The following is a 24244-nucleotide window of genomic DNA, read 5'->3' on the forward strand; positions in this document are numbered from 1 at the left end:
CGTGAAACCGCCGATCCGGGTCTGGTTTACGCGCAGCCTTTCTGACGAAGAAACCGCGGCAGCCGCGAAGCTCGGCATTGAAGCCGCTCAGGCGGCGCTCACCGGAATTTCTTTTTTTGGGGATGAAGAAGTTCTTGCCCAAACCCGCTCCCTTCCCAAGCCCGACGCCCTGTTGTTCACGAGCCGGAATGCAGTCCCGTTTTTTTTGAGGTTGAAGGATGAGCTGCCGCAAAACAGCACGGTTTTCGCTGTTGGTGAGCGGACCGCGGCCCTGCTCACCGAAGCCGGCCTGAGCGTTCATCAGCCCGATGCCGCGCAGCAGCACGGCCGCGCAACCGGCCGCATGATGGCCGCGAACCTGCCCGAATCTGCCGCGGTCTGGCACTTTGCCGCCGAAAGTCCGCGGCACGAAGCCCGCGAAGAGCTCGAAGCCGCCGGCATCCGCTACCATCATATTTCGTGCTACAAAACCGAGCCGCTCAAACCCGTCAGCATCCCGGCTGATATCCGCGCCCTTGCGTTTTACAGCCCGAGTGCGGTGCAGGCCTGGCTGCAGCTCGGCGAAAAGCCCGGCGCTTCGCTTCCTGCATTCGCCATTGGCGGCACAACCGCGCTGGCGCTGCAGCAGGCCGGCTTCCAAACTATTATTGAAGCACCGCAGCCCTCAACCAGGCATTTATTACAGGCTGTTCATGCTTATTTTTCAGGCTGATGGCTGCTGTGTCCGAACCCGAATCTGTGCTGATTTTAAGCCCGGTACATTAGTGCCAAACCTGATTTTCAGGAAACTGAATTAACCCGAAGCGGGATGAGGGCCGGAAACCCATCACCCGAAAAAACAAAAAAACGAACCCGTTATGAGCAACGCCTTCCCGGAATTAAAAAACGATTTACTGTTAAAAGCCCTCCGCGGCGAAAAAGTTGAGCGTCCGCCGGTCTGGATGATGCGGCAGGCCGGCCGCTACCTGCCCGAATACATGGAGCTGCGCGGCAAATATTCTTTCTTCGAACGGGTGGAAACGCCCGACCTCGCCTGCGAAATCACCATGCAGCCCATCCGGCGCTTCGCCCCTGATGCCGCCATCATTTTCTCGGATATTCTGGTGGTGCTGCAGGCCATGGGCGTGGAAGTCACCCTCAACCCCGGTGAGGGCCCGCGTATCCCCACGCCGGTTTCCACGCCGGAGCAGGCCCTCGCGCTTGCCGTGCCCGATGTGCACGACCGCCTGCACTACGTAATGGAAGCCCTCACCCTTACCCGGCACGCGCTTGCCGGCGAGGCGACCCTCATCGGTTTTGCGGGCGCCCCCTGGACCCTCTTCTGCTACCTTGTGGAAGGCCGCGGCTCCAAAGATTTCGCCCGTGCAAAAGCCTTTTACTTTCAGTACCCCGAGGCTGCGAAGCACGTGCTGGAGGTCATCACCGAAACGACTATCCGTTATCTGAAGGCGCAGATTGCCGCCGGTGCACAGGCCGTGCAGGTGTTCGATTCCTGGAGCGGGCTGCTCTCACCCGAAGACTTCAACGAAATAGCGTTCCCCTACCTGAAACGCATTTCAGACGAGGTCACCGAAGTTCCGCTAATTCTCTACCCCAAAGGCAGCTGGTACGCGCTCGAAGGCATCGCTTACCGCACCAAAGCCGCGGCACTCGGCGTGGACTGGTGCATCACGCCGGAATATGCGCGGCAGCTTACCCGCAACGAAATAACGCTGCAGGGAAACTTCGATCCTGCCCGGCTGCTGTCGTCCCCGGCGGATATCACCAAACAGGTGCACCGCATGATCGACCGCTTCGGAGCGCAGCGCTACATCGCCAACCTCGGGCACGGCATCCTGCCCTTTGTTCCGGTCGATCATGCCCGCGCTTTCTTCGAAGCCGTAAAAAGCTGGCAGCCCAAAAACTGAGGCAGCACTGCCTACTGTAGTTTTTGGGGAGAATTCCGTGCGCATCACGGTCTTTCGTGCTTGTGAACACTCCCAAACCTACGGCATGCTCCGTGCTTTTTGAGGCAGGCGCTACCGGTCGGGGCGCCGCTACGATTTTGAAATGCAGCGGGTGTATCCGGCAGTTTCTCTGTCGCTGTTGATCCGGCAGGCCAAACGGGGCCTGAACCGGAATGCGGTTTTGCCGCAGATGTTTTATTTTCAGGCTGTTCATCAAAATCTGATTCATCATTAAGGAGTAAGCCGTTGTCAGAACCGCTCAAAAATCGTTTTACGGACTATATTTACGGATTGCAGGACCGCATCTGCGGGGCGCTCGAAAAAACGGACGGGCGCGCAAAGTTTCAGGAAGACCTCTGGGAGCGGGAAGGTGGCGGGGGCGGCCGCACCCGCGTAATCGCGAACGGCCGGGTTTTTGAAAAAGGCGGGGTGAATGTGTCTGTGGTGCACGGCGCGCTTCCCGAATTCATCCAAAAACAGTTCGGCACCGCGGAAGGATGGTTTTTTGCAGCGGGCATTTCGCTCGTGCTTCATCCTGAAAATCCATTCGTACCCACCGTGCACGCCAACTACCGCATGTTCGAGCTTTACGACGGCCCCGACGGAGCGCCCAAAGATGCCTGGTTTGGCGGCGGCGCCGACCTCACACCCTACTATTTATTTGATCAAGACGCCCGCCACTTCCATCAGACCCACCGGCAGGCCTGTGATCAGATCGATCCGGCTCTGTACCCGCAGTTCAAAAAGCAGTGTGATGCCTACTTCCACAACGCGCACCGGGGCGAGGGCCGGGGCATAGGCGGCATCTTTTACGATTACCGCCGTGCTCAGGACGCCGCCGACGGCCTCGAAACCTGGTTTCAGCTGGCCCAAAACTGCGGCGACGCCTTCACCGAAGCCTACATCCCGATTGCGGAAAAGCGCAAGCACCTGAGCTGGACGCCCGAACACCGCTACTGGCAGGAGCTCCGCCGCGGCCGCTATGTGGAGTTCAACCTCGTGCACGACCGCGGCACGCTTTTCGGCCTGAAAACAAACGGCCGCATTGAAAGTATCCTCATGAGCCTGCCACCGCGCGTGCGCTGGGATTACAGCCCCGAAGTGCAGCCGGGCTCCGACGAAGCCCGGCTGGTGGAAGTACTCCAAAACCCGCGAGACTGGCTCGCCGGTAAACCCTGAGCAGCATGAGCTGAATTGGGCCCGTAATGCTATACTACAGGGGGCTCAGAAGCCGATAAAGGGTTTTTAATTGTAAATAGAAAATTGGAATGTGCGGCTAAAACAGCTATCATTCCTAAATAAGATATATTGAAATGAGTATTAGAATATTACCGAATCCACAAGGATCTTTTCCGTCAATACGGGGCAGAAGAACGCGGCTGACGCATGCATTGCGGGAGATGACAACTGAGCATCACCTTCATCCTGCTATGTTCATTGCTCCCCTTTTTGTTGTAGAGGGCAAAAACACCCGGGATCCGATTGTGTCGATGCCGGGCTATTTCCGCTTTAGCCTCGATCTGCTTGCGGCAGAAATAAAGGAGCTTTATGCCCTTGGCATCCGCTCGGTACTGCTTTTTGTAAAAGTACCCGACGAACGCAAAGACAATCAGGGCACCGAAGCCCTTAACACCGACGGACTGATGCAGCGGGCCATCCGGCTCGTGAAGGAAACGCAGCCGGAGCTGTGTGTGATGACGGACGTAGCCCTCGACCCCTACTCCAGCTTCGGCCATGACGGCATTGTGGAAAACGGTGAGATCGTGAATGACGAAACCGTTGAAGTGCTCGCCCGCATGGCGCTCAGCCACGCTCAGGCCGGGGCTGATATCGTTGCGCCCTCCGACATGATGGACGGCCGTATTGCTGCAATCCGCAAAACCCTCGAAGCCGAAGACTATATCCACACCGGCATCATGGCCTACAGCGCCAAATATGCGTCGTGCTTTTACGGCCCCTTCCGGGACGCCCTCGACTCAGCACCCGGCTTCGGTGATAAGAAAACCTATCAGATGAATCCGGCCAACATCCGCGAAGCAATCCGCGAGGCTCAGCTCGATGAACAGGAAGGTGCAGATATTGTGATGGTGAAACCCGGCCTGCCTTACCTCGATGTAGTGCGGGCAGTACGCGAAAGCGTGAACGTGCCGGTTTCGGTCTATCAGGTTTCAGGGGAGTACGCCATGATTAAAGCTGCCGCTCAGAACGGCTGGCTGAACGAGGAGCAGGCGATGATGGAGTCGCTGCTTGCTTTCCGCCGCGCCGGTGCTGATCTTATTGCGACCTACTTCGCAAAAGATGCCGCAAGGCTGCTCACCAACCTCCAAACATGAAGCTGCCCGTCATTTGAGATCGTGGGACTTCCATATTAAAAGCACAACAAGCGATATACTTGCAGTATCTGAGCGGATTCAGAACCTGTGTCATGATAATGACATTTGCAGTCCTAACTCATGTAATATCAGGCTTGTGGTCGTAGAAGCCCTCAACAATGTGAAGGAGCATGCTTACCTTGACAAACCCAACCGGTATATTTCCATCTATCTCTCTTTTACACGTGATTATGTGCTCATCAGTATTTCGGATAAAGGCCTTACGAATATAAAAGGGATACAGCCAATCGAACAGAAACTATCTTTGGAAGATCCTGACTCTCTGCCAGAGGGAGGCTTTGGCTTTAGTATAATGCATACGGTGATGGATGAGGTTTCTTATCACACACACGAAAACGTGAATACGCTAACCCTGAAAAAATACTGGCGGCGCTGAAAACAGCCGCAGCTCTGAGTACGGAACCGGATATGAGCTGATCTAATAAAACGTAATGCATTCACACAGTGTTCAAGCCTCAGCTGTACATTTCATTCGATCAATGGCTTTTCCTCATGTATCCTCTTTAAGGATTTTCGGAAGGTAAATCACTTTGTCTTTTTGACTTTTTAAAATCAGAACAACCATTTCTATGTACGAAAAAAGTAAAGCCCTGTACGAACGGGCACAGCAGTTTATTCCCGGCGGCGTTAACAGCCCTGTCCGGGCCTTTAAAGCAGTGGGCGGAACGCCCGTTTTTTTTGAAAAAGCCAAAGGTTCTGTGCTGTACGATGCAGACGGCAACACCTACATCGATTATGTAGGCTCTTGGGGCCCGATGATTCTGGGCCATGCATGGCCGCCGGTTGTGGAAGCCGTGCAAAAAGCAGCTGAGCGCTCCACCTCCTTCGGGGCCCCGACCGAACTCGAAATTCAGCTCGCCGAGCTCATTCAGCAGATGGTGCCGGGCCTCGACAAAATCCGTATGGTAAACTCCGGTACAGAAGCCTGCATGAGCGCGATTCGCGTGGCACGGGGCTTTACCGGCCGCGATAAAATCATCAAGTTTGAAGGCAACTATCACGGGCACGGCGATTCTTTCCTCATCAAAGCAGGCAGCGGCGCAATGACCTTCGGCACCCCGAGCAGCCCCGGTGTAACCAAAGGCACCGCGCAGGATACGCTCACGGCGAACTTCAACGACCTGGAAGATGTGAAGCGCCTCTTTGCCGAAAACAAGGGCGAAATTGCCGCCCTCATTATCGAACCCATTGCCGGCAACATGGGCTGCGTGCCCCCGGCTGAGGGCTTCCTGCAGGGCCTGCGCGATGTATGCACCGCAGAAGGTGCCGTCCTGATTTTCGACGAGGTGATGTGCGGGTTCCGCGTAGCACCCGGCGGGGCACAGCAGCTCTACGGCGTACAGGCCGATCTGGTCACCTTCGGCAAGATCATCGGAGCCGGCCTTCCGGTAGGCGCCTACGGCGGCCGGGAAGAAATCATGAAGGTCGTTTCGCCGGTCGGGCCCGTTTATCAGGCGGGTACGCTTTCAGGCAACCCGCTTGCCATGAGTGCGGGGCTCGCCCTGCTCACCGAGCTGCACAACAACCCGGGCATCTATGAAGACCTTGAGCACAAAACCGCGCATCTCGAAGAATGGCTGCACCGGGTATTCAAGCATCATGAGATTACGCATACTTTCAACCGGGTCGGATCTATGCTCGGTATTTTCTTTTGTGAAGATGAAGTGACCGATTTCGCAAGCTGCTCCAAAACCGATGCTGAGCTTTTCGGGCGCTTCTTCCACGGTATGCTGAAACGGGGCGTGTACCTTCCGCCCTCGGCTTTCGAAAGCCTGTTCCTCTCCAATGCCATCACGCAGGAACAGCTCGACCATACCGTGAATGCCGCCGACGAAACGGCTGAAGAAATCGCACATCTTGCACAACAAAAAGGCTGAGTTTGAAAAAAGGGCGCCTCTTTACGGTCTTCTTTGTTGTATTGATTGACCTGATCGGTTTTGGCATTGTGCTTCCGCTGCTGCCGTTTTACGGCTCTGAGTTCGGGGCCACGGCCATCACCATTGGTTTGCTTTACAGCATTTTTTCCTTCGCGCAGCTCATTTTTTCCCCGATTTGGGGGAGCCTCTCAGACCGCATCGGGCGCCGCCCCATCATGCTCATCAGCACCCTGGGCTCGATGGTGGCCTACATCATCTTCGGGCTGGCGGGCTCGCTTGGCGTCCTGTTGTTCTCGCGGCTGCTTGCCGGGGTAATGGGCGGCAGCATTTCCACCGCGCAGGCCTACATCGCCGATGTTACCACCACCGAGGAGCGTGCCCGCGGCATGGGCCTGATCGGCGCCGCCTTTGGCATCGGCTTCGTGCTTGGGCCGGTACTGGCTGCTGCACTCATCAATCCGTCCTTTGCCGGCTTTTTTGCCAACCTCGGCTATGCCGATTTCGCGGCCTGGCTGGAAGCCAACAAATACGCTCTGCCCGGTTTCTTTGCGGCATTCCTGTCGTTTTGCAGCTTTCTCTGGGTATTTTTCCGCCTGGAAGAAACCGTTGATAAAGAGCGGGCCAAAAGCCTGCCGAAGTTCAAAATCGGGGGCGTTTTCACCAAAACCTTCTGGGAGCGGCTCAGCGACAACAAAGCCAAAGGCTCGGCCTTTTTCGGGATGCTGGTGTTCGCCGCCTTCATCCTGTCCTTTGGTCAGTCGAACCTCTACAGCGCCTTCCCGCTTTTCAGCGAAGCCATACTGGGGATGGATGCGCAGCAGGTGAGCCTGCAGTTTTTCTATATCGGCATTATCGCGGTCATCATTCAGGGCGGGCTGATTCGGCCGCTTACGCGCATGTTTTCTGAGGAAAAAATCTTCCTCACCGGCAACATTCTCATGGCCATCGGCATGGCGCTGATCGGCCTTTCAACAGAGGTGTGGATGCTCACCATGTTCCTCGGCCTGATGGCGGTGGGGCACAGCCTCAACCTGCCTACCATGAACAGCCTCATCTCCAAAGAAGCCGATCCTGCGCAGGTCGGCACGGTTATGGGCACCGCACAGGGGCTTTCGGGTCTTGGTCGCACCATCGGCCCGACCTGGGGCGGTTTTCTGTTTGGCATTTCGCCCTTCATTCCGTTCTTTGTAACCGGCGCCGTTATCGCCATCACCATCTGGATTGGCGCCCGCATCGTGGCCGGGCGCGGGTCTGCGGCTGAAGTCCCGACCGGGTAAGGCCGGTGATGAGGTATTTTTTTTAGGATGATGAGCCTCCTGCCCCTGCTCAGCAGCTTTCCCGCATGGCCGTATTTGGGATTGTTTGTAACGGCTTTTGCCGCGGCGACCATCCTCCCGTTTAGTTCAGAAGCTGCGGTTGTTGCTGCCATGCTGGCCGGGCTCGATCCGGCCGCCATCCTCCTCTGGGCCTCGCTGGGTAACTGCCTGGCCTGCATGTTCAACTACGGCATTGGCTATCTTTTTTATAAACCGGCCCGGCAAAAACTGCGGCAGAGCCGGTACGGACGCATCGCCCTTATCTACACCAAAAAGTACGGCATGTGGAGCATGCTGTTTTCCTGGGCGCCGCTCATCGGTGACCCGCTCACCATCGTTGGCGGTCTCTTCCGGCTGCCGCTGCTTCCGTTTCTGCTGCTCGTTTTCAGCCTCCGGATCGGCCGGTACGCGCTTATAATCTGGGTGATGTGATTTCAGGCCGTGAACCCATCACCCGAAAAAAGACCCTCAATAGCCGTCGTAGGGCGATTTATATTTGAACTCGTAGCCGAGCTCTTCGCGCAGTTTGCGGCTGCTTACCTGCTTCCAGTTTTCATCCGGGGCAGTGGCCGTAAAGGCAGGCAGCGGCAGATTCATGCGCCGGGCGCACTCGGTGTAGTAGGTTTCCCGGTTGGGGTGTCCGTCGCAGCACACGTTGTAAATTTCACCCATGATTTGCTTTCTGATAACGCGCTCAGTAACCCGGATGCAGTCTTCGAGGTGGACCAGGTTTACGGGAGCTTCGGGCTTGTCGAGGCCCTGCCGTCCCGCGAGGTACCTGGCGGGATGCCGCCCGTTGCCGTAGAGTCCGGCAAAACGAAGCACGCAGGTGCCGAATTCGCTTCGGGACATCAGCGCCTGCTCGGCCTCAAGCATGGCAAGCCCGGAATTGGTGATGTTGCCCTGCCCGGCGTCTTCTTCCTGTACTACCCGGTTCAGGTCGGCGTAAACCGACGTGGAGCTGATAAACACAACCAGGCTCACAGGCGATGACAGCAGGTGAGGCATCAGGTTGTCGATCAGCAGGCGGTACCACGACCGCAGGTTTTCTTTCTTCCGGCCGGGCGGGATGTTGAGCACCAGCACATCGGCATCAAAAAAGGAGTGCAGGCTTTGCGGTGCTTTGAGGCCGGGCGTAAACTGAAGCACATAGTCGCTGATGTGGTGCTCGCGCAGCAGCGGGCGTTTCTCTTCTGAAGTAGTGGAGCCGTTAACCTGAAAACCGGCCTGAACAAGCCGGGCTCCCAAAGGGAGGCCGTACCAGCCGCAGCCGAGCACAGAAATTGTTTTTACGGGAGGTTGGTGCATAAATCTTTCAACGATATTTCATAATAGTTTGTTAGATTGCCAAGATACTATCAGCCAAGATAAATCCGGAATTTATTTACTATGTCAATTACGCAGGAAAAAGTTATAGAAGCTCTCAGCAATGTAATTGACCCCGATTTGGGTCAGGACATTGTGACCCTCAATATGGTCGAAGATGTGCAGATTGAAGGCAAAAAGGTGAGTTTTACAGTAAACCTCACCACGCCTGCCTGCCCGATGAAAGAAGAAATTCAGCGTGCGTGTGTAAATGCGGTGAAGCATCTTGTGGATGCTGAAGCCGAAGTTGTACCGAACATGAGTTCAAAAGTGCAGCAGAACAAGAAAATAGAGGAAACGCAGACCGATACGCTTTCGGGGGTTAAGAACATTATTGCAGTAGCCTCCGGAAAAGGCGGCGTGGGGAAATCAACTGTTTCCGTGAATCTTGCAGTAGCGCTGGCACAGACAGGCGCCAAGGTCGGGCTTGTGGATACTGATATTTACGGACCGAGCATCCCGACTATGTTTAATGTGCGGGAGCGGCCGAACATCAATACGCGCCGGAAGCTCATCCCCCTGGAGAAATTCGGTGTGAAGCTGCTTTCCATGGGTTTGCTTGTAGATCAGGATCAGGCGGTGGTTTGGCGCGGACCGATGGTTTCAAGCGCGGTGAAGCAGTTTCTGAGCGAAGCAGAGTGGGGCGAGCTCGATTACCTGATTATGGATCTGCCTCCGGGAACCGGCGACATTCAGCTCACCATTGTGCAGACCGTGCCGCTAACGGGCGCCATCATTGTATCAACCCCACAGGATGTTGCGCTTGACGATGCCCGCAAGGGAGTGGCGATGTTCCAGAAAGTGAACGTGCCGGTGCTCGGTATTATCGAGAATATGGCCTACTTCACCCCGCCGGATATGCCGGATAAGAAGTACCACATCTTTGGTAAAGACGGAGCCCGGAATCTTGCTGCCCGTTTACAGGTACCATTTTTAGGAGAGGTACCCCTCGAACAGTCTGTCCGGGAAGGCGCCGATGAAGGTGTACCTGCTGTTGCGCAGCACGACCTGAGTCCGGCAGCTTTGTCGTTTAAGGAAATTGCCAAACGAAGTGCACAGCAGATTTCCATCCGCAATGCGGAGCAGGACCCGACTGAGCGCATTGAAATAAAGTTCAAATAAGGCGTACAGCCTGTAAAGGCGGTCAGGCAGAAAATAACAGAACTCCATTACACAATTGGGGTCGTGGCGGTACGGGTTTAGAGTGCTGAGCCGCGACCCCTTTTTATTTATATACCTATGCTCACCGAAGAAGCTAAAAAGGCGTTGTACTATGCACGCCCGTTTGTTACGGCAGCCGACTATGAGGATGTAAAACAGGGTGATAACGCAGCCGCAGCCAAACGAATCAGAAACCGCAGCTGGTTTATGCTGCTTATTTCAGTGCTTGTAAGCAGTATTTTTTTGCTGAACAGCGTATTCCGGGTTTTTGAGTATCTGGAAACAGAACGCAGCGGAGCACTTACAGCTGTAGTGCTTTGGGCCCTGGTAGGTCTGGTGTGTCTCATTTCCGGATTCCGGTATTATATGAGGCTATCCCGAACAGGCCGTTGGCTGCTGCACAACTGAGACGTTTGCATAAATAAATGCGGCATCTCAACAAAGCTTTAAGCTAAACAAGAAAAGGCCACCCCCGTTAGAGGGTGGCCGAACACATAAAACGCTATGCTTAAGGCGGGGGCTCTGCCGTCGCTTAAAGCAGCACGAAACGGGCTTAGCGGGTAAAGCGGCCTCTTTCCTTGATGCGGGCTGCTTTGCCGCGAAGAGCACGCAGGTAGAAGAGTTTTGCACGACGTACTTTACCGCGTTTTTTCACTTCAATTTTGGAAATGAAGGGTGAGTACATGGGGAAGATACGCTCTACCCCTACGTTATTAGAAATTTTGCGTACAGTAAAGGTCTTGTTGGCAGTGGAGCCGCGCATGCTGATAACAACACCCTCATACTGCTGAATACGCTCTTTTTCACCTTCACGCACACGATAATGGATGTTGATCGTGTCGCCGGGCTTGAAGTCAACCACTTCGCCCACTTGTGTTTGTTCAATTAATTTGAGCTTTTCCATTGTTTTGCCTGATTAGAAATGTGCTTTTATTGATTATTCAGAAATTGATTGTAAAGATCCGGTCTGAGGCGCTTTGTTTTATCCTCCATCTGCTGCTGACGCCACTGCTGAACGCGTTTGTGGTCGCCCGAGCGAAGGACTTCAGGTATCGGTATTCCGCGGAATTCAGCGGGACGCGTGTAATGCGGCGCATCGAGCAGCCCGTCCATAAAGGAATCGGTAAGGGCACTTTCTGCATCACCCAGTACACCCGGGAGCAGCCTTACAATAGCGTCGGTTACGACCAGCGCGGGCAGTTCGCCACCAGAGAGAACAAAATCACCAATGCTGTATTCTTTGGTGATGATTTCATCCCGGATGCGCTGATCTATCCCTTTGTAGTGGCCGCACAAAATGATAAGGTTGCTGCACAGCGATAAGCGGTTGGCATCCTGCTGTGTGAAAACCGGCGCATCGGGTGTCATGAAAATGATTTCATCGTACGAACGCACAGCTTTGAGGGCTTCGGTACAGTCGAAAACCGGCTGTGCTGTAAGCACCATGCCGGCGCCTCCCCCAAAAGGGTAGTCATCAACTTTTCGGTGTTTATGCGTGGAGTAATCACGTATGTTGTGTACTTCGATTTCGGCCAGCTGCTTGTCGCGCGCATTACGGATAATGCTGTGGTCAAGCGGGCTGTGCAGCATCTCGGGCACAACAGAAAGCAGATCAATTCGGAGCATAGAAAGTTAATGAGCGGGCAGCTGTTGGTTAATCTTCAAGGCCGAAAAAAGCATCGAGGCCCTGTGCATACACTACCTGAGCGTCGTGGTCTATTTCAGCAATGTAAGCTTCAACTGCCGGAACGAGCAGCAGCTGTGCCCTAAGCTGAACCTCAAAAATAGGATGTGCAGGGTTATCCATCACACCTGTGATGTACCCGCTTATACCGGAAGCCTCGTCTTCGAGCTGATAGCCTTCACAGCCGAAGATAAGGGCGGATTCATCCTCTTCATTTTGATCAGTACGCTGCAGGGGCTCAGTTGGAGAAAAGAGCACGAGATCCTGCAGAGTTTCGGCTTCCGAACGGTTGCTGATACCTGAAAATAAAACAAAGAACAAACCCGAGCCGGCCTTACCGTTCGGGCGGATTGCTTCAATGCGAATCGGTTCATAATCTCCCCGGCTGCTTTTAACATAAAGCAGATCGTTTACTTCAGGGGGAGCGCCTTCCTCGTGTACGAACACGATTTCTCCTTTAATGCCATGAGCTTTTTTTATGAAGCCAATCGGGTACATGGGAAACCTGTGTTTGAAAAAGGCAGGGAATCAGACCGAAAGCGCTTATTCGCTTTTGGTTTCTTCAGCAGCGCTTTCGCCTGTTTCTTCAGAAGGGGCTTCTGCCTCAGCTTCTGCATCTGCCGGGGCTTCGGCTTCGGCTTTGGCTTCAGCTTCAGCGGCTTCTGCCTCTGCTGCTGCTTTGGCTTCAGCTGCTGCTTTTTCTTTAGCGATGCGTGCTTCTTCAGCTTTTTTGGCTGCTTCTTCGGCGCGTTTTTTCTGCTCGGCCTGGAAAGCTTCTTCTTCTGCTTTAACAGCAGCTTTTTTAGCTTCTTTAGAAGTGAGGGGCTGACCGGTTTTGTCGGCTTTTTCCTGCTTCCAGCTGCTTAGTGCGGCTTCAATTTCCTCGGGGGATTTTTTCCAGCGCTCGAGGTGGAGGCGATAGTAAATACCTTCGTTTCTGAGCAGGCGTTCAACTGTCTCGGAAGGCTGAGCACCGGTTTTTAGCCAGTAAATGATCCGCTCGGTATCAACGGCTACCATAGCCGGTGTTGAAACGGGGTTGTAGCGGCCAAGGCTTTCAATAATACGGCCGTCGCGCTTTTTACGGCTGTCGGCTGCCACGATATGATAGTAAGGCGCTTTTTTGCGTCCGTGGCGTTGTAATCTGATTCGTACCAAAATTATTCTCCTTTAATACGTGTATTGCGTTTTATGTGTGTGAAAATCGTATTGCTGAAAACGAAAAATGCAGCCTGCCCGTAACTTACGGCCGGCCTGTGAGATTTTTGAGACCCTGCATAGCACGGCCCATTTTGCTCATTTTAGTCATCGTTTTCATCATTTTCTTCATTTGGCTGAACTGCTTGAGCAGGTCATTTACGGCACGTACAGATGTGCCTGAGCCGGATGCGATGCGTCTTTTACGGCTTGCATTCAGAATATGCGGATTTCGCCGTTCATCCGGGGTCATTGAGTTAATGATGGCCTCGATCGGGTCGAGGGCATTGTCGTCAATTTCGGTGTCTTTTAGTTTTTGGCTCACGCCGGGAATCATGCCCGCCAGATCTTTGAGAGAGCCCATCTTTTTAATCTGATTGATCTGTTTGTGAAAATCTTCCAGATCAAACTTATCAGAAGTGATGCGCTGCTGAAGCTGTTTGGCTTCTTTTTCGTCAAATTCCTGCTGTGCTTTTTCCACAAGGGAAATAACATCGCCCATGCCCAGAATGCGTTGTGCCATCCGGTCCGGGAAAAAAGGGGTGAGCGAATCAAGCTTCTCACCCATGCTGATAAACTTGATGGGTTTTTCAACCACATTGCGGATGGAAAGTGCGGCACCGCCGCGGGTATCCCCGTCAAGTTTGGTAAGTACGACCCCGTCGAAATCAATTGTTTTATCGAATTCTCGGGCGGTGTTAACGGCATCCTGACCCGTCATTGAGTCAACTACAAACAGGATTTCGTTAGGTTGTACCGCTTTTTTGATTTCGGAGACTTCCGCCATCATTTTCTCGTCAACATGCAGGCGGCCTGCTGTATCAATAATCAGCACATCATGTGCATTGCTGCGGGCAAACTGAAGGGCTTCTCTTGCCGTACGTACAGCATCTTTTTCTTCAATCGAATAAACAGGTACTTTAATCTGTTCAGCCAGGGTCTTAAGCTGTTCAACCGCAGCCGGGCGGTACACGTCGGCGGCAGCAAGCAGGGGGTTACGGCCCTTGCTTTTCAGATATTTGGCCAGCTTGCCGGTAAATGTCGTTTTGCCGGAGCCCTGCAGCCCGGCAATCAGGATAACGGTAGGCGGGGTAGTTGCAAACCGGATCTCTTCTTGTTTACCTCCGAGTACCTGTGTAAGCTCATCATAAACAATCTTGGTAAAGAGCTGACCGGGTGATACACTTGTGAGTACATCCTGCTCAAGAGCCTGATCTTTCACTTTTTTGGTAAATTCCCGCGCTACTTCGTAGTTTACGTCCGCATCAAGCAGGGCTCTGCGGATTTCTCGCACAGCCTCTGCAATGTTCAGCTCCGTAATTTTGGACTGACCGCTGAGGGTTTTGAATGTGGACTGTAATTTGGACGAAAGATCATCAAACATGACGGGAGTGTATTTGCTGGTTTGCTTCGATTACTGCAAAGTTGCGAAAAATACAGATTATTCCCTTCTAACTCAATAAGGAAAGTAAGAGTTTTCAGCCCAACCGTTTCTGAGCTGCCTAAGTTATTTGAAGCAGGATGTTTTAATTCTGCCCGGCAGCCTGCAGCCATGCGGTGTACTGTGCCCTTCTTTCGAGCACTTTCTGTAAATAGTGCCTTGTTTCCTGATAGGGCAGGTTTTGGATGAGGAACTCCAGGTTTTCTGCCTCGCTCATTTCATTGGCGCGTTCGGCAGCGCGGCGGATATTGGTGTTGCCCGTGTAGGCGCGGGCTACATTTCCGGCGCCGGTATTGTACGCTGCAATAATGAAATATTCGTGCACCACAGCCGACTGCAGCCCGCGGATGTAGCGGCTGCGCAGGATATCGAGATACACGGCACCGTAAATCATGTTCACAGCCGGATCGAACAGCAAATCCGGCCCCGGGATGCCGTCCTGCCCGTTGAGCTGCCGGTACACGTCGCGACCCGCGGAGGCCGGCACTACCTGCATCAGGCCCAGCGCGTTGGCGTGTGAGCGGGCGGTCGGGTTGAAGTAAGATTCGGTGTGCACCACCGCGAGCAGCAGGGCCGGGTCGTGGTTCCATTCCTGAGCGGCGTGCAGCAGCTCATTGCGGAAACGCGATGCGCGTACCTGCAGGTGGTCGGGGGCGAGGCTCAGGTTCAGGCGCAGCACGGTTGCGGCGGGTTCAGGAAGGGGGCGGCTCTGAGCATCAGGCCGGGCAGGGGGCTCTGCCGGCGGAGCGGGCTCAGCAGCCGGCGTAACGGCTATGAGCTCAGCGCCGGCTGCAAGCGCGTTTAGGGCAGCATCGCTGCTCTCCGCACCGATGTTTTCAAGCTGACCTTCGAGAACGGGCACGGCAAGCACCCGGCTGCTGTCGCCCGGCAGGCCGGTTTGGGTTGCGGGGCTGAGGCTGAGTTCACGCAGGGCCGAGGCCAGCCGCTGCTGCATCTCCTGCTGCGTTTCGCCTTCCCGCTGCGCCACCTCAATGGTTGCTTCGCCGCTTTCGAAATCGACTTCCCAGCGGGCGTCGCCACCGTCGGTGTACTCCACCCAGCTTTTTTGGGAGCGCTCACGGAAGCTGCCCCAGCGTGCGGTCATGGCCTGCCGGAAAGCCTCGAAGCGCTGCCGCTCGGCTTCACGAAAAGCTTCCCATGCTTCAATTTGTGCGAATACACCTTCGCTTTGCGCGGCTTCAAAGGTGCGGAGGGCCTGCTGCTGCGCACGTTCAAATTCCTCAAAGGTTTGTGCCCGGAGCGTGCCTATCGCAGAGAGGCTGAAAAACAGCCCGGCAAGCAGCAAAATCCGGATATGGTGGGTCATATTTTTCATAAAATTCAGATGTTTGGGAATAAGGGATGAAGGATGATGCTTCCCTGAACCGAAAATAATCTTAAATCTTGTATTTCCCGAGCTTGGTTTTACAAAAAGAGCCGGCTCCGGCTGTCCGGCGGGGGGGGATTCGGATGGGGCAGAGCACAGCCTGCAAGCTGCTGTTTATGGTTGCAGTATTAAATGTGTATATTCGGTACGACTTCCTCAAGCCGGCAAAAAAAGCTCGGGAAGCAAAATCTTTGCAGTAAGAAATTATCAACTCAATTTCAGGTGTGTTTTCCGCTTCTCAGGGCCGGCCGAACCGGTTCAAAACGTTCAAATAAAAGCTGTACCGCCACTACAGGCGGGTTCAGGCCGGAAACACATCACCCTACAACCAAAAAATACAGAACATGAATTACACAGAAGGATATGGCCTGCTTAAAGGCAAGAAGGGAATTATTTTTGGCGCACTTGATGAGCGCAGCATCGCATGGCGGGTAGCCCTTGCCTGCAAACGGGAAGGAGCTTCTTTTGTGCTTTCCAACGCGCCTGTTGCCCTGCGGCTGGGTGCGCTCAACGCGCTGAGTGAGGAAACCGGCGCGCCGATTTTCCCCTGCGATGTTTCCAAAGAAGACGACGTTGCGGCCATGATGGAAAAAGTGAAGGAAGCCCTCGGCAGCGTCGATTTTATTTTGCACGCCATCGGTATGTCGCCCAATGTGCGGAAAAGCAAGCCCTACGACGACCTGAACTACAACTGGTTCCAGCAGTCGCTCGATATTTCGGCCATCTCGCTGCATAAGGTGATTCACTTTGCCGATAAAGCGGGCATCCTGAACGACGGCGCGAGCGTTGTGGCGCTTTCCTACATCGGGGCACAGCGGATTTTCTCGAAATACTCGGACATGAACGACGCCAAGGCCCTGCTCGAAAGCATCGCCCGTAACTACGGTTCGCGCCTCGGCAGCCGCGGCATTCGGGTGAACACGGTATCGCAGGCGCCCACGATTACTTCGGCCGGCTCCGGCATTAAGGGTTTCGACGGCATGTACACCTTTGCCGAGAAGATGTCGCCGCTGGGGAACCCCACCGCTGACGACTGCGCGGATTACTGCGTAACCCTCTTCAGCGACCTCACCCGCAAGGTGACCATGCAGAACCTGTTCCACGACGGCGGTTTCGTGACCAACGGCATCAGCGAGGAGCTGATGAACGATCTGTTCGAAATGCATGCCCGCCGCGATGCGGAAAACGCCGGCGATAACGCCTGAGCCGCAGCGCCCTAAAGCAGCACCCGCTTGGGCTGCTGCATTTTTAATTTCGGGGGGGCAGGGTGATGTGTACCCTGCCCTGAACCCGCTCTTTTTTTGATACCGGCATGGAAGCAGAAATCTTTTTAGGCATAGATCCCGGCTCGCGCAGAACGGGTTATGCGGTGCTCAGCCGAAGCGGTACCCGCTTTGAAGCCCTTGCTTTGGGCGTGCTGCGCGCCGAGCAGTTCGAGGAGCATGCCCGCCGCCTGCAGTTTATTTTTGAAGAAATTCAGGGCCTGATGCAGCAGTACAAACCCCATTTCTGCGCTATCGAAACGCCGGTGTACGGCAAAGATCCGCTGGCCATGCTCAAATTGGGGCGGGCGCAGGCAGCCTGTATTCTGGCCCTGAGCGCGGGCGGGCTTGAAGTTGCCGAGTACTACCCCAAGGCCGTGAAAAAATCCATCACCGGAAACGGCAATGCCGCCAAAGAGCAGGTTGCCTACATGCTGGCCAAGCTGCTCAACCTGGGTGAAGAAGCCTACCCCGCTGATGCCACCGATGCGCTCGCCGTAGCCTGGTGCCACGCCATGCGCAAAGACATGCCCGGCGACGGCCACCCGCTGAAGCGTCAGGGGAGGGGGCACTCGGCCTGGGGCGATTTCCTGAGCGGCAACCCCGACCGCATCATCCGCTCCTGAGGCTGTACTTTCTGATGGAATACGTAATCCTTCATCCTAATTTAAACCCATGATTGCTTACCTGCGCGGCACGCTTGCGGAGAAAGGTGCCGGTCACGTTATTATTGAAGCTGGCGGGGTGGGCTACATCGCCGGCGTGAGCGCACAAACCCTGGCCGCGCTGCCCGACACCGGCACGGCGGTTCGCCTGGATATTTTCCATCACCGCACCGAAGCCGATGAGCGCCTGTTTGGTTTTGCGACAACGGTCGAGAAGCAGCTGTTCGAAAAGCTGATTACGGTGAAGGGCGTCGGGCCTAAAGTCGCTCTCGGCGTGCTTTCGGCGCTCGACGGGCCGCAGCTGGTGCGCAGCATCACTACGCAGGATGTGGGTGCGCTCTCAACCGCGCCGGGCATCGGGCGGAAAACGGCTGAGCGCATCGTGCTCGAGCTGTCTGATAAGATGACGGAGCTGAGCGGGCAGACGGCCGGCGCTTCAGCTGAAACGGGCAGCAGCGGGGGAGCTGGCAGGGCCGCAGCCGAGGCGCTCTCGGCACTCGAGGCGCTTGGCTACCGGCGGGCCTCCGCCGAGAAAGCGCTGCAGGCGGTGCTCAACGCCGCAGAAGGCGGCCGGCCTGATGTCCAGGCGCTCATTAAAGGAGCGCTGCGGCAGCTCAGCTGAGGCCGGAACGGCCCTGAATTTCATGAGGGCAGGGAGCCATCCCCCGATAAAAACAATGAAAAGCGCGGTATGAGCGGTAACAATTTCATAACAGCCAGCCGGTTTGGGTTTCGCGCCAGGATGGTTAACATTAGTTTTATGTGTACATCATCCTGAAAACAAACCCGGAGAAAAGTGCCCAAGCAAGTAATACTGGTAGTTGACGACGAAGAGGACCTGCTGGAATTTATAGGCTACAGCCTGCGCAAGGAAGGCTACGACGTGCTCGCGACCGACAGCGGGGAGCAGGGGATTAAAATGGCAAAAGAAAACAGGCCCGACCTCATTCTGCTCGATATTATGATGCCGGGCATGAGCGGTATTGAGGTTTGCCGGCTTATTAAACAGGATACCGAGCTGAAGCACATCCCCATCGTGTTTCTGACGGCCAAGATGGATGAGAAAATTGAAGTTCAGGGTTTGGATCTGGGCGCGGACGATTACCTGCCCAAGCCTATCAGCACGAGCAAGCTCAAGAGCCGGATCAAGGCCGTGCTGCGCCGTTACCGCAATGCGGATAAGCCCGATGCCGTGCTGCACGTGCACGAGCTGATGATCGACCGCGACCGCTACGTGGTAACCATAGGTGAAACCGAGCATCAGCTGCCCAAAAAAGAATTTGAGCTGCTTTACTACCTGGCAAGCCGCAAGGGCAAGGTGCTGGACCGGCAGACCCTGCTGAATGAAGTGTGGGGCAACAACATTTATGTGATTGACCGTACCGTGGATGTGCATATCCGCAAAATAAGGGAGAAAATCGGGGAAGAATATATCGAGACGGTAAAAGGGGTGGGGTACCGGTTCCGGCAATGAAACATTTCGGAAGGATGAACCAAAACCTGCGCTCAGATGGCCGGCATCGGACTTAAGGCGGGCGGCATCACGTTTGCAACGGTGCTGTTTGCGGTATTCGCGGCCCTTGCGGGGCTGGCTGGTATCGGGCAGCTGCAGGCCGCCGGGATTGCACTTTTTGCCGGTGCAGCGGCTTTCGGGGCCGTGTGGCTGAGCATCCGCTGGATGATTGAAGCCCGCTTTGAGGCGCTGCGCAAACTGATGAGGGCCATTACCGAAAAGCAGTTCGACGATCTTCCCGAGCTGCAGAGCAAAGGCACGGACGAAATTGATGAGATGCTGAATGAAGTGGCAAAGGCAGCCGAAACCATTGAACAGGAATTTTACCGGCTGATGCGGCTTGAAAACTACCGAAAGGAATTTATCGGGGATATCTCTCACGAGCTCAAAACGCCCATTTTTGCCATTCAGGGCTTTGTGGAAACCCTGCTCGACGGAGCGCTGGAAGACGAGAACGTGAACCGCGTTTTTCTGGAAAAGGCCATGAAAAACGTAACCCGGCTTACGATTCTGACCAACGACCTGATGGAAATTGCCAAGCTCGAGACCGGCGAGCTGAAATCGCACATCAAGCCGTTTTACATTGCCGACTGTGTGCAGGAAGTGCAGGATACGCTGCAGTACCGCGCAACGGAAGAGGATCTCACCTTTACGGTACAAGCCGATGAACAGGATTGCAGGGTGATGGGCGACCGGAATCAGCTGCGGCAGGTGATGGTGAATCTGGTTGAAAACGCCATCAAATACAACCGGCCCGGCGGCAGGGTGACGCTCAGGGTGCAGTCTTCCCCTGAAAATGACAAAAAAGTGCAGATCCTGGTTGAGGACACCGGTATCGGCATCGCGCCCGAGCACCTGAGCCGGGTAACGGAGCGGTTCTACCGGGTAGATAAATCACGATCAAGAGGAAAAGGGGGCACGGGCCTCGGGCTGGCCATCGTGAAACACATTCTGGAATCGCACGGCAGCAGCCTGAAGGCCCAAAGCGTACCGGGAGAAGGTTCGGTTTTCAGTTTTTGTCTCAAAAAGGCATAGTATATTTCAGCTTCGCGGCTCAAATCAGTAAATTGAAAAAAGAGCAGCAGGCGAAACAAGGTGTGAGCAGGCCTGCAGCGAACTCCAACCCCGAACCCGAATATTCTAATTCAAATACCAATGCGATACGCAGTAATCATGGCAGGGGGCAGCGGCACCCGTTTCTGGCCAAAGAGCAGGGTAGCAAAGCCCAAGCAATTTCTCCAGCTGGTAGGCAAAAAAACCATGCTTCAGCAAACCGTAGCCCGCATCAGCGGGATGGTTCCGCCGGAGCGCACGCTCATCATCACCAATAAAAGCTATGTGGGGCTGGTTCAGGAGCAGTTGCCCGATGTGCCGGCTGAAAACATCATCGGTGAGCCGGTGGGCCGCAACACCGCGCCCGTTGCTGCAGCGGCTGCTGCCATTATTGAGGCCCGTACCCCCGGTGCTGCGATGGCTGTACTGCCGTCTGATCACTACATCCGTGATGAGGCCACCTTTGCCGCCATACTGGAATCCGCCTTTCTGAAGGCTGAGGCCGGGGCCCATCTCGTAACCATCGGCATCCGTCCGTACCGCCCGGAAACGGGATTTGGGTACATACAGACCGAGCAGGAAAGCAGCGATATACTTGAAGGCAACCCGGTGCATCAGGTAAAGCGATTTGCCGAAAAGCCCGATCTGAAAACCGCCCTTTCATTTCTGGAATCCGGAGATTTTCTGTGGAACAGCGGCATGTTTGTGTGGCGCTCTGATGTAATTATGGATGAGTTTGAAAATCACCTGCCCGAACTGCACGAGCTTGCCGTAAGGCTGAAGGGTAAGCTTGCCGGCGGGATGTCAGTTCCCGCGGTGGAAGCCTTTTATGAGGCTGCGCCTTCGGTTTCGGTGGATTACGGCATCATGGAAAAAGCCGCCACGGTATATGTGCTGCCCGGCGAATTCGGCTGGAATGATGTGGGCAGCTGGCAGGCCATCTACGAACTTGAGGATAAAGACGAGCAGGGCAATGTGGCTGATGCTGAAAACCTGCTCATGACCGGCTGCAGCAACAGCTACGCGTACAGCCGCAGCGGCCGCCTGATTGCACTCGTTGGCCTGGAGGGCATAGGCGTTGTGGAAACCGACGACGCACTCATGGTATGCCGGATTGAGAAATCGCAGGATGTGCGCGAAATCGTGGCCCGGCTGCAGAAAGATCCCTTTCAGAAATACCGTTGACGCACTGCAACAAAAACTTGTTAACACCGTTAAGTTTTATTTAAACGTTCGATTAGAACTTTGTATCTTACAATAGTATAAACAAGATGTTCAGCTTTGCCTGCAAGGCTGAACATCTTGCAGGCACCGGAATTTCCGGTGCGGCTAAAGCGCAGATTTCAGAAAAGAAACCTCATACAAAACGGAGAACGAACGATGGCGAAATTTTCCACCTCACAGCTGTTCATAACCGCGGTAAGCGCCTTCGCAGGCGGAGTACTGTGCGCATGGCTCTCGAGCCCGCGCTCAGGTGCTGATAACAGAAAATGGATTACCGACAGCACACATGGTCTGAAAAACAAGGTGAAAGAGTCCGGGAAAGGCATCAAAACCAAAAATTTCCCTGACTTGTACGAAGCAACGGAAGACCTGGGGCTTACAGAGGAAGACCTGCTTTCAGGCACCCGCTAAGTCGGGAATATAGTATCAAACTGCATGAAAGAACATAAACTGCAGCAGTTATGGCAACAGCTTGCCTTTGGCAGGCATGGACATCGTACGCTCTGCGGGCTTACTTTTATGCTGGAAAACCCGGGGGAGTTTAACCCCGGCGACGGCCCCGATTTCAGGCTTGGGGCCATCCGCACCGCAGACGGGCTGCTGCTGCGCGGCGATATAGAGCTGCACGTGCATGAACAGCAGTGGCAGGAGCACGGTCACAGTACAGACCCCGCCTACAACGGGGTGGTGCTGCACGTTTTTTTATATCCATCGGCAAAGCCGGTAAAACTAAAAAGCGGTCAGATACCGCTTCGCTGTTCCCTGTTACCGGTAATTAAACCGGAACAGTTTGCGGATTTACAGCCCGGTTCAGGTCTTCCATGCAGTGCATCAGTGCGGTATCTGAAGCCTGAAATAGTGCATCGGCAGCTTGAGAAGGCCCGCGAAGCGTACTTTGCCAGCAGAGCAGAGGCCCTGATGTGCTGGTGGGAGCCGGCTCTTGGCATAGAACAGGCATGGAAGCAGATGGCGCTCAGAGGAGCGGCTTCCGTATTCGGGCTCAGCCGCAACAGGGATGCCATGGTGCAGCTGTCGGGCCATGTGCCCGGGCTGCTTCGGCAGGGCCTGAGTGCGGACGCGCTTCAGGCAAAGCTGCTCGAACTCAGCGGCCTTATTTCTGAAAATAGTGCTTCAGCACCGATGCAGCGCACAGATTGGGATTTTAGCGGCTCCCGCCCGGGAAATAAACCCCGGCAAAGAATCGGACATCTCGCTGTTTTTGCTACCCGCCTCGATGCGCTCAGCCGCAGTGATCTGCTGAAAGGCCCGGAATGGTGTGCACGGCAGGTGTTAAGCAGCGGTAAACGAAATGAGCTCTTATATCTGATTGTATGGCTGCCGGCCTTTTATCTTCTCGGCAGCATTTTGGCGTCGGGGCGGCTGCAGCAGGAGGCCTGGCAGCACTGGAAGACGCATCACTATGAGCCGGAACCGGTATTCAGCCAGGCTTTTGAAGCTGCCGGTTTTAAGGAAAAAGCATCGCTCAGCCATCTTGGTGTGGTGCATCAGTACCGTTCGTGGTGTGCACAGAAGCGATGCGGTGAATGCAGTATAGGCCGCCTTGTACCGGATAGCAGCCGGCCGGCTTAAACTGAGATAGGTTTAATTTTGGGGTTGACACAGCTTATATTTCTCTTTAAATTTGCATTCTATTAAATAAAATGATTGCCCGGTCGTCTAAAGGCAGGACAGCTGGTTTTGGTCCAGTCAGTGGGGGTTCGAATCCTCCCCGGGCAACATTTCTTTCTTAAAGGATGTCCATGCTACGTGTGCATCCTTTTTTATTACGTATAACCCTCAGCCGCATCACCCTTGGATAAGCCGCTCGCTATATTCGCAGGTCGCAGTAATTTGTCTCTATCCCGTGCAATTGCAGAGGAGTATGGCAGCACCTTAGGAGAAGTGACTATTAAAAATTTCTCAGACGGTGAGCTGTACGTTAAGTTTAAGGAGAGCATACGGGGGGTTGATACCTATATCATTCAGTCAACGCCAACAGCTGACAGCATTATTGAGCTGTTGCTGATGATTGACGCAGCGAAGCGGGCTTCATCACATCGGGTTACGGCGGTAATACCGTATTTCGGATATGCAAGGCAGGATCGTAAAGATCAGCCTCGGGTTTCGATAGCAGCCAAGCTAATGGCTAACCTGATTGCTTCAGCCGGTGCTGACAGGGTGCTTACTATGGATCTTCATGCCCCTCAGATTCAGGGTTTTTTTGATATTCCGCTTGATCACCTGTATGCCGGGTCAATATTTGTGGATTATTTCAAAAACAATCCGATTGATGATTTGGTCGTAGTAGCTCCGGATGTAGGCAGCCTTAAAATGGCCCGTTCGTATTCGAAGCGCTTAGGTGCAGGTCTGGCTTTTGTTGATAAACGCCGGCCGCAGCAAAACGTAGCTGAAGTGATGAACGTAATTGGTGAAGTGGACGGCAAAAACATTCTGATGGTAGATGATCTGATTGATACCGCCGGAACACTAACCAATGCCGCAGATGCCCTTAAAGCACGCGGTGCGAAAAAGATTGTGGCCGCAGGAACACATCCGATACTTTCCGGACCGGCCTATCAGCGTATTGAGCAGTCAAGTATCGACATGCTTTTAGTATCGGATTCTATTCCGCTGCAGCGTCATTCCGACAAAATTAAAGTTCTGAGTGTAGCTGGTATTTTCGCTGACGCCATCCGCAGAATATATACGGATGATTCCATCAGCACTCTGTTTGATGATTAATTAACACACAAGGAAATA

At 54.3% G+C, this 24244-nt stretch carries 26 protein-coding genes and 1 tRNA gene; 20 read left to right on the forward strand and 7 right to left on the reverse strand.

What is annotated here, in order from left to right:
• The first annotated feature begins 1 nt into the window (after nt 1).
• The 8 genes from LAT75_RS04085 to LAT75_RS04120 all read left to right on the forward strand — a co-directional run bounded on the left by LAT75_RS04085 (nt 2) and on the right by LAT75_RS04120 (nt 7964).
• Nucleotides 2–712: a uroporphyrinogen-III synthase gene (locus LAT75_RS04085; protein WP_291481352.1), complete on the forward strand. Its 711-nt coding sequence runs from the start codon at nt 2–4 to the stop codon at nt 710–712.
• Between the two features lie 145 nt (nt 713–857).
• A complete protein-coding gene (gene hemE, locus LAT75_RS04090; protein WP_291481353.1) occupies nt 858–1907 on the forward strand; it encodes a uroporphyrinogen decarboxylase in 1050 nt (349 codons plus the stop codon).
• Between the two features lie 285 nt (nt 1908–2192).
• Nucleotides 2193–3125: an oxygen-dependent coproporphyrinogen oxidase gene (gene hemF / locus LAT75_RS04095; protein WP_291481354.1), complete on the forward strand. Its 933-nt coding sequence runs from the start codon at nt 2193–2195 to the stop codon at nt 3123–3125.
• Nucleotides 3126–3259: 134 nt separating this feature from the next.
• The gene (hemB, locus tag LAT75_RS04100; protein ID WP_291481355.1) at nt 3260–4279 is read left to right on the forward strand and encodes a porphobilinogen synthase; all 1020 of its coding nucleotides are present in this window, start codon (nt 3260–3262) and stop codon (nt 4277–4279) included.
• Nucleotides 4280–4292: 13 nt separating this feature from the next.
• Nucleotides 4293–4715, forward strand: a complete 423-nt coding sequence (locus LAT75_RS04105; RefSeq protein WP_291481356.1) for an ATP-binding protein — start codon at nt 4293–4295, stop codon at nt 4713–4715.
• A 193-nt stretch (nt 4716–4908) separates the two neighbouring features.
• Nucleotides 4909–6216: a glutamate-1-semialdehyde 2,1-aminomutase gene (hemL, locus tag LAT75_RS04110; protein ID WP_291481357.1), complete on the forward strand. Its 1308-nt coding sequence runs from the start codon at nt 4909–4911 to the stop codon at nt 6214–6216.
• A 2-nt stretch (nt 6217–6218) separates the two neighbouring features.
• Nucleotides 6219–7493 (forward strand): MFS transporter, encoded by a 1275-nt coding sequence (locus tag LAT75_RS04115; RefSeq protein WP_291481358.1) that lies wholly within the window; start codon nt 6219–6221, stop codon nt 7491–7493.
• 27 nt (nt 7494–7520) lie between these two features.
• The gene (locus LAT75_RS04120) at nt 7521–7964 is read left to right on the forward strand and encodes a hypothetical protein (protein WP_291481359.1); all 444 of its coding nucleotides are present in this window, start codon (nt 7521–7523) and stop codon (nt 7962–7964) included.
• A gap of 36 nt (nt 7965–8000) precedes the next feature.
• On the opposite strand, the gene LAT75_RS04125 is transcribed toward LAT75_RS04120, so the two are convergent.
• Complete coding sequence (locus LAT75_RS04125; protein ID WP_291481360.1) at nt 8001–8840, reverse strand: SDR family oxidoreductase; 840 nt, start codon at nt 8838–8840, stop codon at nt 8001–8003.
• Nucleotides 8841–8921: 81 nt separating this feature from the next.
• Between LAT75_RS04125 and LAT75_RS04130 the strand changes: the two genes are divergently transcribed.
• Nucleotides 8922–10019, forward strand: a complete 1098-nt coding sequence (locus LAT75_RS04130) for an Mrp/NBP35 family ATP-binding protein (RefSeq protein ID WP_291481361.1) — start codon at nt 8922–8924, stop codon at nt 10017–10019.
• A 117-nt stretch (nt 10020–10136) separates the two neighbouring features.
• On the forward strand, nt 10137–10466 hold the full coding sequence (locus LAT75_RS04135) for a hypothetical protein (RefSeq protein WP_291481362.1): 330 nt from the start codon (nt 10137–10139) through the stop codon (nt 10464–10466).
• A gap of 145 nt (nt 10467–10611) precedes the next feature.
• On the opposite strand, the gene rplS is transcribed toward LAT75_RS04135, so the two are convergent.
• From rplS to LAT75_RS04165, 6 genes are all read right to left on the reverse strand, one after another.
• Nucleotides 10612–10962, reverse strand: coding sequence for a 50S ribosomal protein L19 (gene rplS, locus LAT75_RS04140; RefSeq protein ID WP_291481363.1), 351 nt, complete (start codon nt 10960–10962; stop codon nt 10612–10614).
• Nucleotides 10963–10988: 26 nt separating this feature from the next.
• Nucleotides 10989–11684 carry a tRNA (guanosine(37)-N1)-methyltransferase TrmD gene (gene trmD / locus LAT75_RS04145; protein ID WP_291481364.1) on the reverse strand — a complete coding sequence of 232 codons (696 nt, stop codon included), beginning with the start codon at nt 11682–11684 and terminating at the stop codon, nt 10989–10991.
• A 28-nt stretch (nt 11685–11712) separates the two neighbouring features.
• Nucleotides 11713–12240 carry a hypothetical protein gene (locus LAT75_RS04150; RefSeq protein ID WP_291481365.1) on the reverse strand — a complete coding sequence of 176 codons (528 nt, stop codon included), beginning with the start codon at nt 12238–12240 and terminating at the stop codon, nt 11713–11715.
• A 45-nt stretch (nt 12241–12285) separates the two neighbouring features.
• Entirely contained in the window at nt 12286–12900 is a 615-nt protein-coding gene (gene rpsP / locus LAT75_RS15615; RefSeq protein WP_363320512.1) for a 30S ribosomal protein S16, read from the reverse strand.
• Nucleotides 12901–12985: 85 nt separating this feature from the next.
• Nucleotides 12986–14323 carry a signal recognition particle protein gene (gene ffh, locus LAT75_RS04160; protein ID WP_291481366.1) on the reverse strand — a complete coding sequence of 446 codons (1338 nt, stop codon included), beginning with the start codon at nt 14321–14323 and terminating at the stop codon, nt 12986–12988.
• Nucleotides 14324–14465: 142 nt separating this feature from the next.
• Nucleotides 14466–15716, reverse strand: a complete 1251-nt coding sequence (locus LAT75_RS04165) for a murein transglycosylase domain-containing protein (protein WP_291481367.1) — start codon at nt 15714–15716, stop codon at nt 14466–14468.
• 395 nt (nt 15717–16111) lie between these two features.
• On the opposite strand from LAT75_RS04165, the gene LAT75_RS04170 reads away from it, so the two are divergent.
• From LAT75_RS04170 to LAT75_RS04215, 10 genes are all read left to right on the forward strand, one after another.
• Nucleotides 16112–16972 (forward strand): enoyl-ACP reductase, encoded by an 861-nt coding sequence (locus LAT75_RS04170; protein WP_291481368.1) that lies wholly within the window; start codon nt 16112–16114, stop codon nt 16970–16972.
• A gap of 107 nt (nt 16973–17079) precedes the next feature.
• Nucleotides 17080–17655, forward strand: a complete 576-nt coding sequence (gene ruvC, locus LAT75_RS04175; RefSeq protein WP_291481369.1) for a crossover junction endodeoxyribonuclease RuvC — start codon at nt 17080–17082, stop codon at nt 17653–17655.
• Between the two features lie 49 nt (nt 17656–17704).
• A complete protein-coding gene (ruvA, locus tag LAT75_RS04180; protein ID WP_291481370.1) occupies nt 17705–18316 on the forward strand; it encodes a Holliday junction branch migration protein RuvA in 612 nt (203 codons plus the stop codon).
• A 174-nt stretch (nt 18317–18490) separates the two neighbouring features.
• Nucleotides 18491–19168, forward strand: a complete 678-nt coding sequence (locus tag LAT75_RS04185) for a response regulator transcription factor (protein WP_291481371.1) — start codon at nt 18491–18493, stop codon at nt 19166–19168.
• Nucleotides 19169–19204: 36 nt separating this feature from the next.
• A complete protein-coding gene (locus tag LAT75_RS04190; RefSeq protein WP_291481372.1) occupies nt 19205–20242 on the forward strand; it encodes an ATP-binding protein in 1038 nt (345 codons plus the stop codon).
• Between the two features lie 120 nt (nt 20243–20362).
• Nucleotides 20363–21445: a mannose-1-phosphate guanylyltransferase gene (locus LAT75_RS04195; RefSeq protein ID WP_291481373.1), complete on the forward strand. Its 1083-nt coding sequence runs from the start codon at nt 20363–20365 to the stop codon at nt 21443–21445.
• Between the two features lie 195 nt (nt 21446–21640).
• Complete coding sequence (locus LAT75_RS04200; RefSeq protein ID WP_291481374.1) at nt 21641–21895, forward strand: hypothetical protein; 255 nt, start codon at nt 21641–21643, stop codon at nt 21893–21895.
• A 24-nt stretch (nt 21896–21919) separates the two neighbouring features.
• On the forward strand, nt 21920–23074 hold the full coding sequence (locus LAT75_RS04205) for a DUF2851 family protein (RefSeq protein WP_291481375.1): 1155 nt from the start codon (nt 21920–21922) through the stop codon (nt 23072–23074).
• A 76-nt stretch (nt 23075–23150) separates the two neighbouring features.
• Nucleotides 23151–23221, forward strand: a tRNA-Gln gene (locus LAT75_RS04210).
• A 75-nt stretch (nt 23222–23296) separates the two neighbouring features.
• Complete coding sequence (locus LAT75_RS04215) at nt 23297–24226, forward strand: ribose-phosphate pyrophosphokinase (protein WP_291481376.1); 930 nt, start codon at nt 23297–23299, stop codon at nt 24224–24226.
• The last annotated feature ends 18 nt before the right edge of the window (nt 24227–24244 follow it).

The organism is Cyclonatronum sp. (genome assembly GCF_022565315.1).
In the GTDB taxonomy this organism is placed as follows: Bacteria; Bacteroidota; Rhodothermia; order Balneolales; family Cyclonatronaceae; genus Cyclonatronum.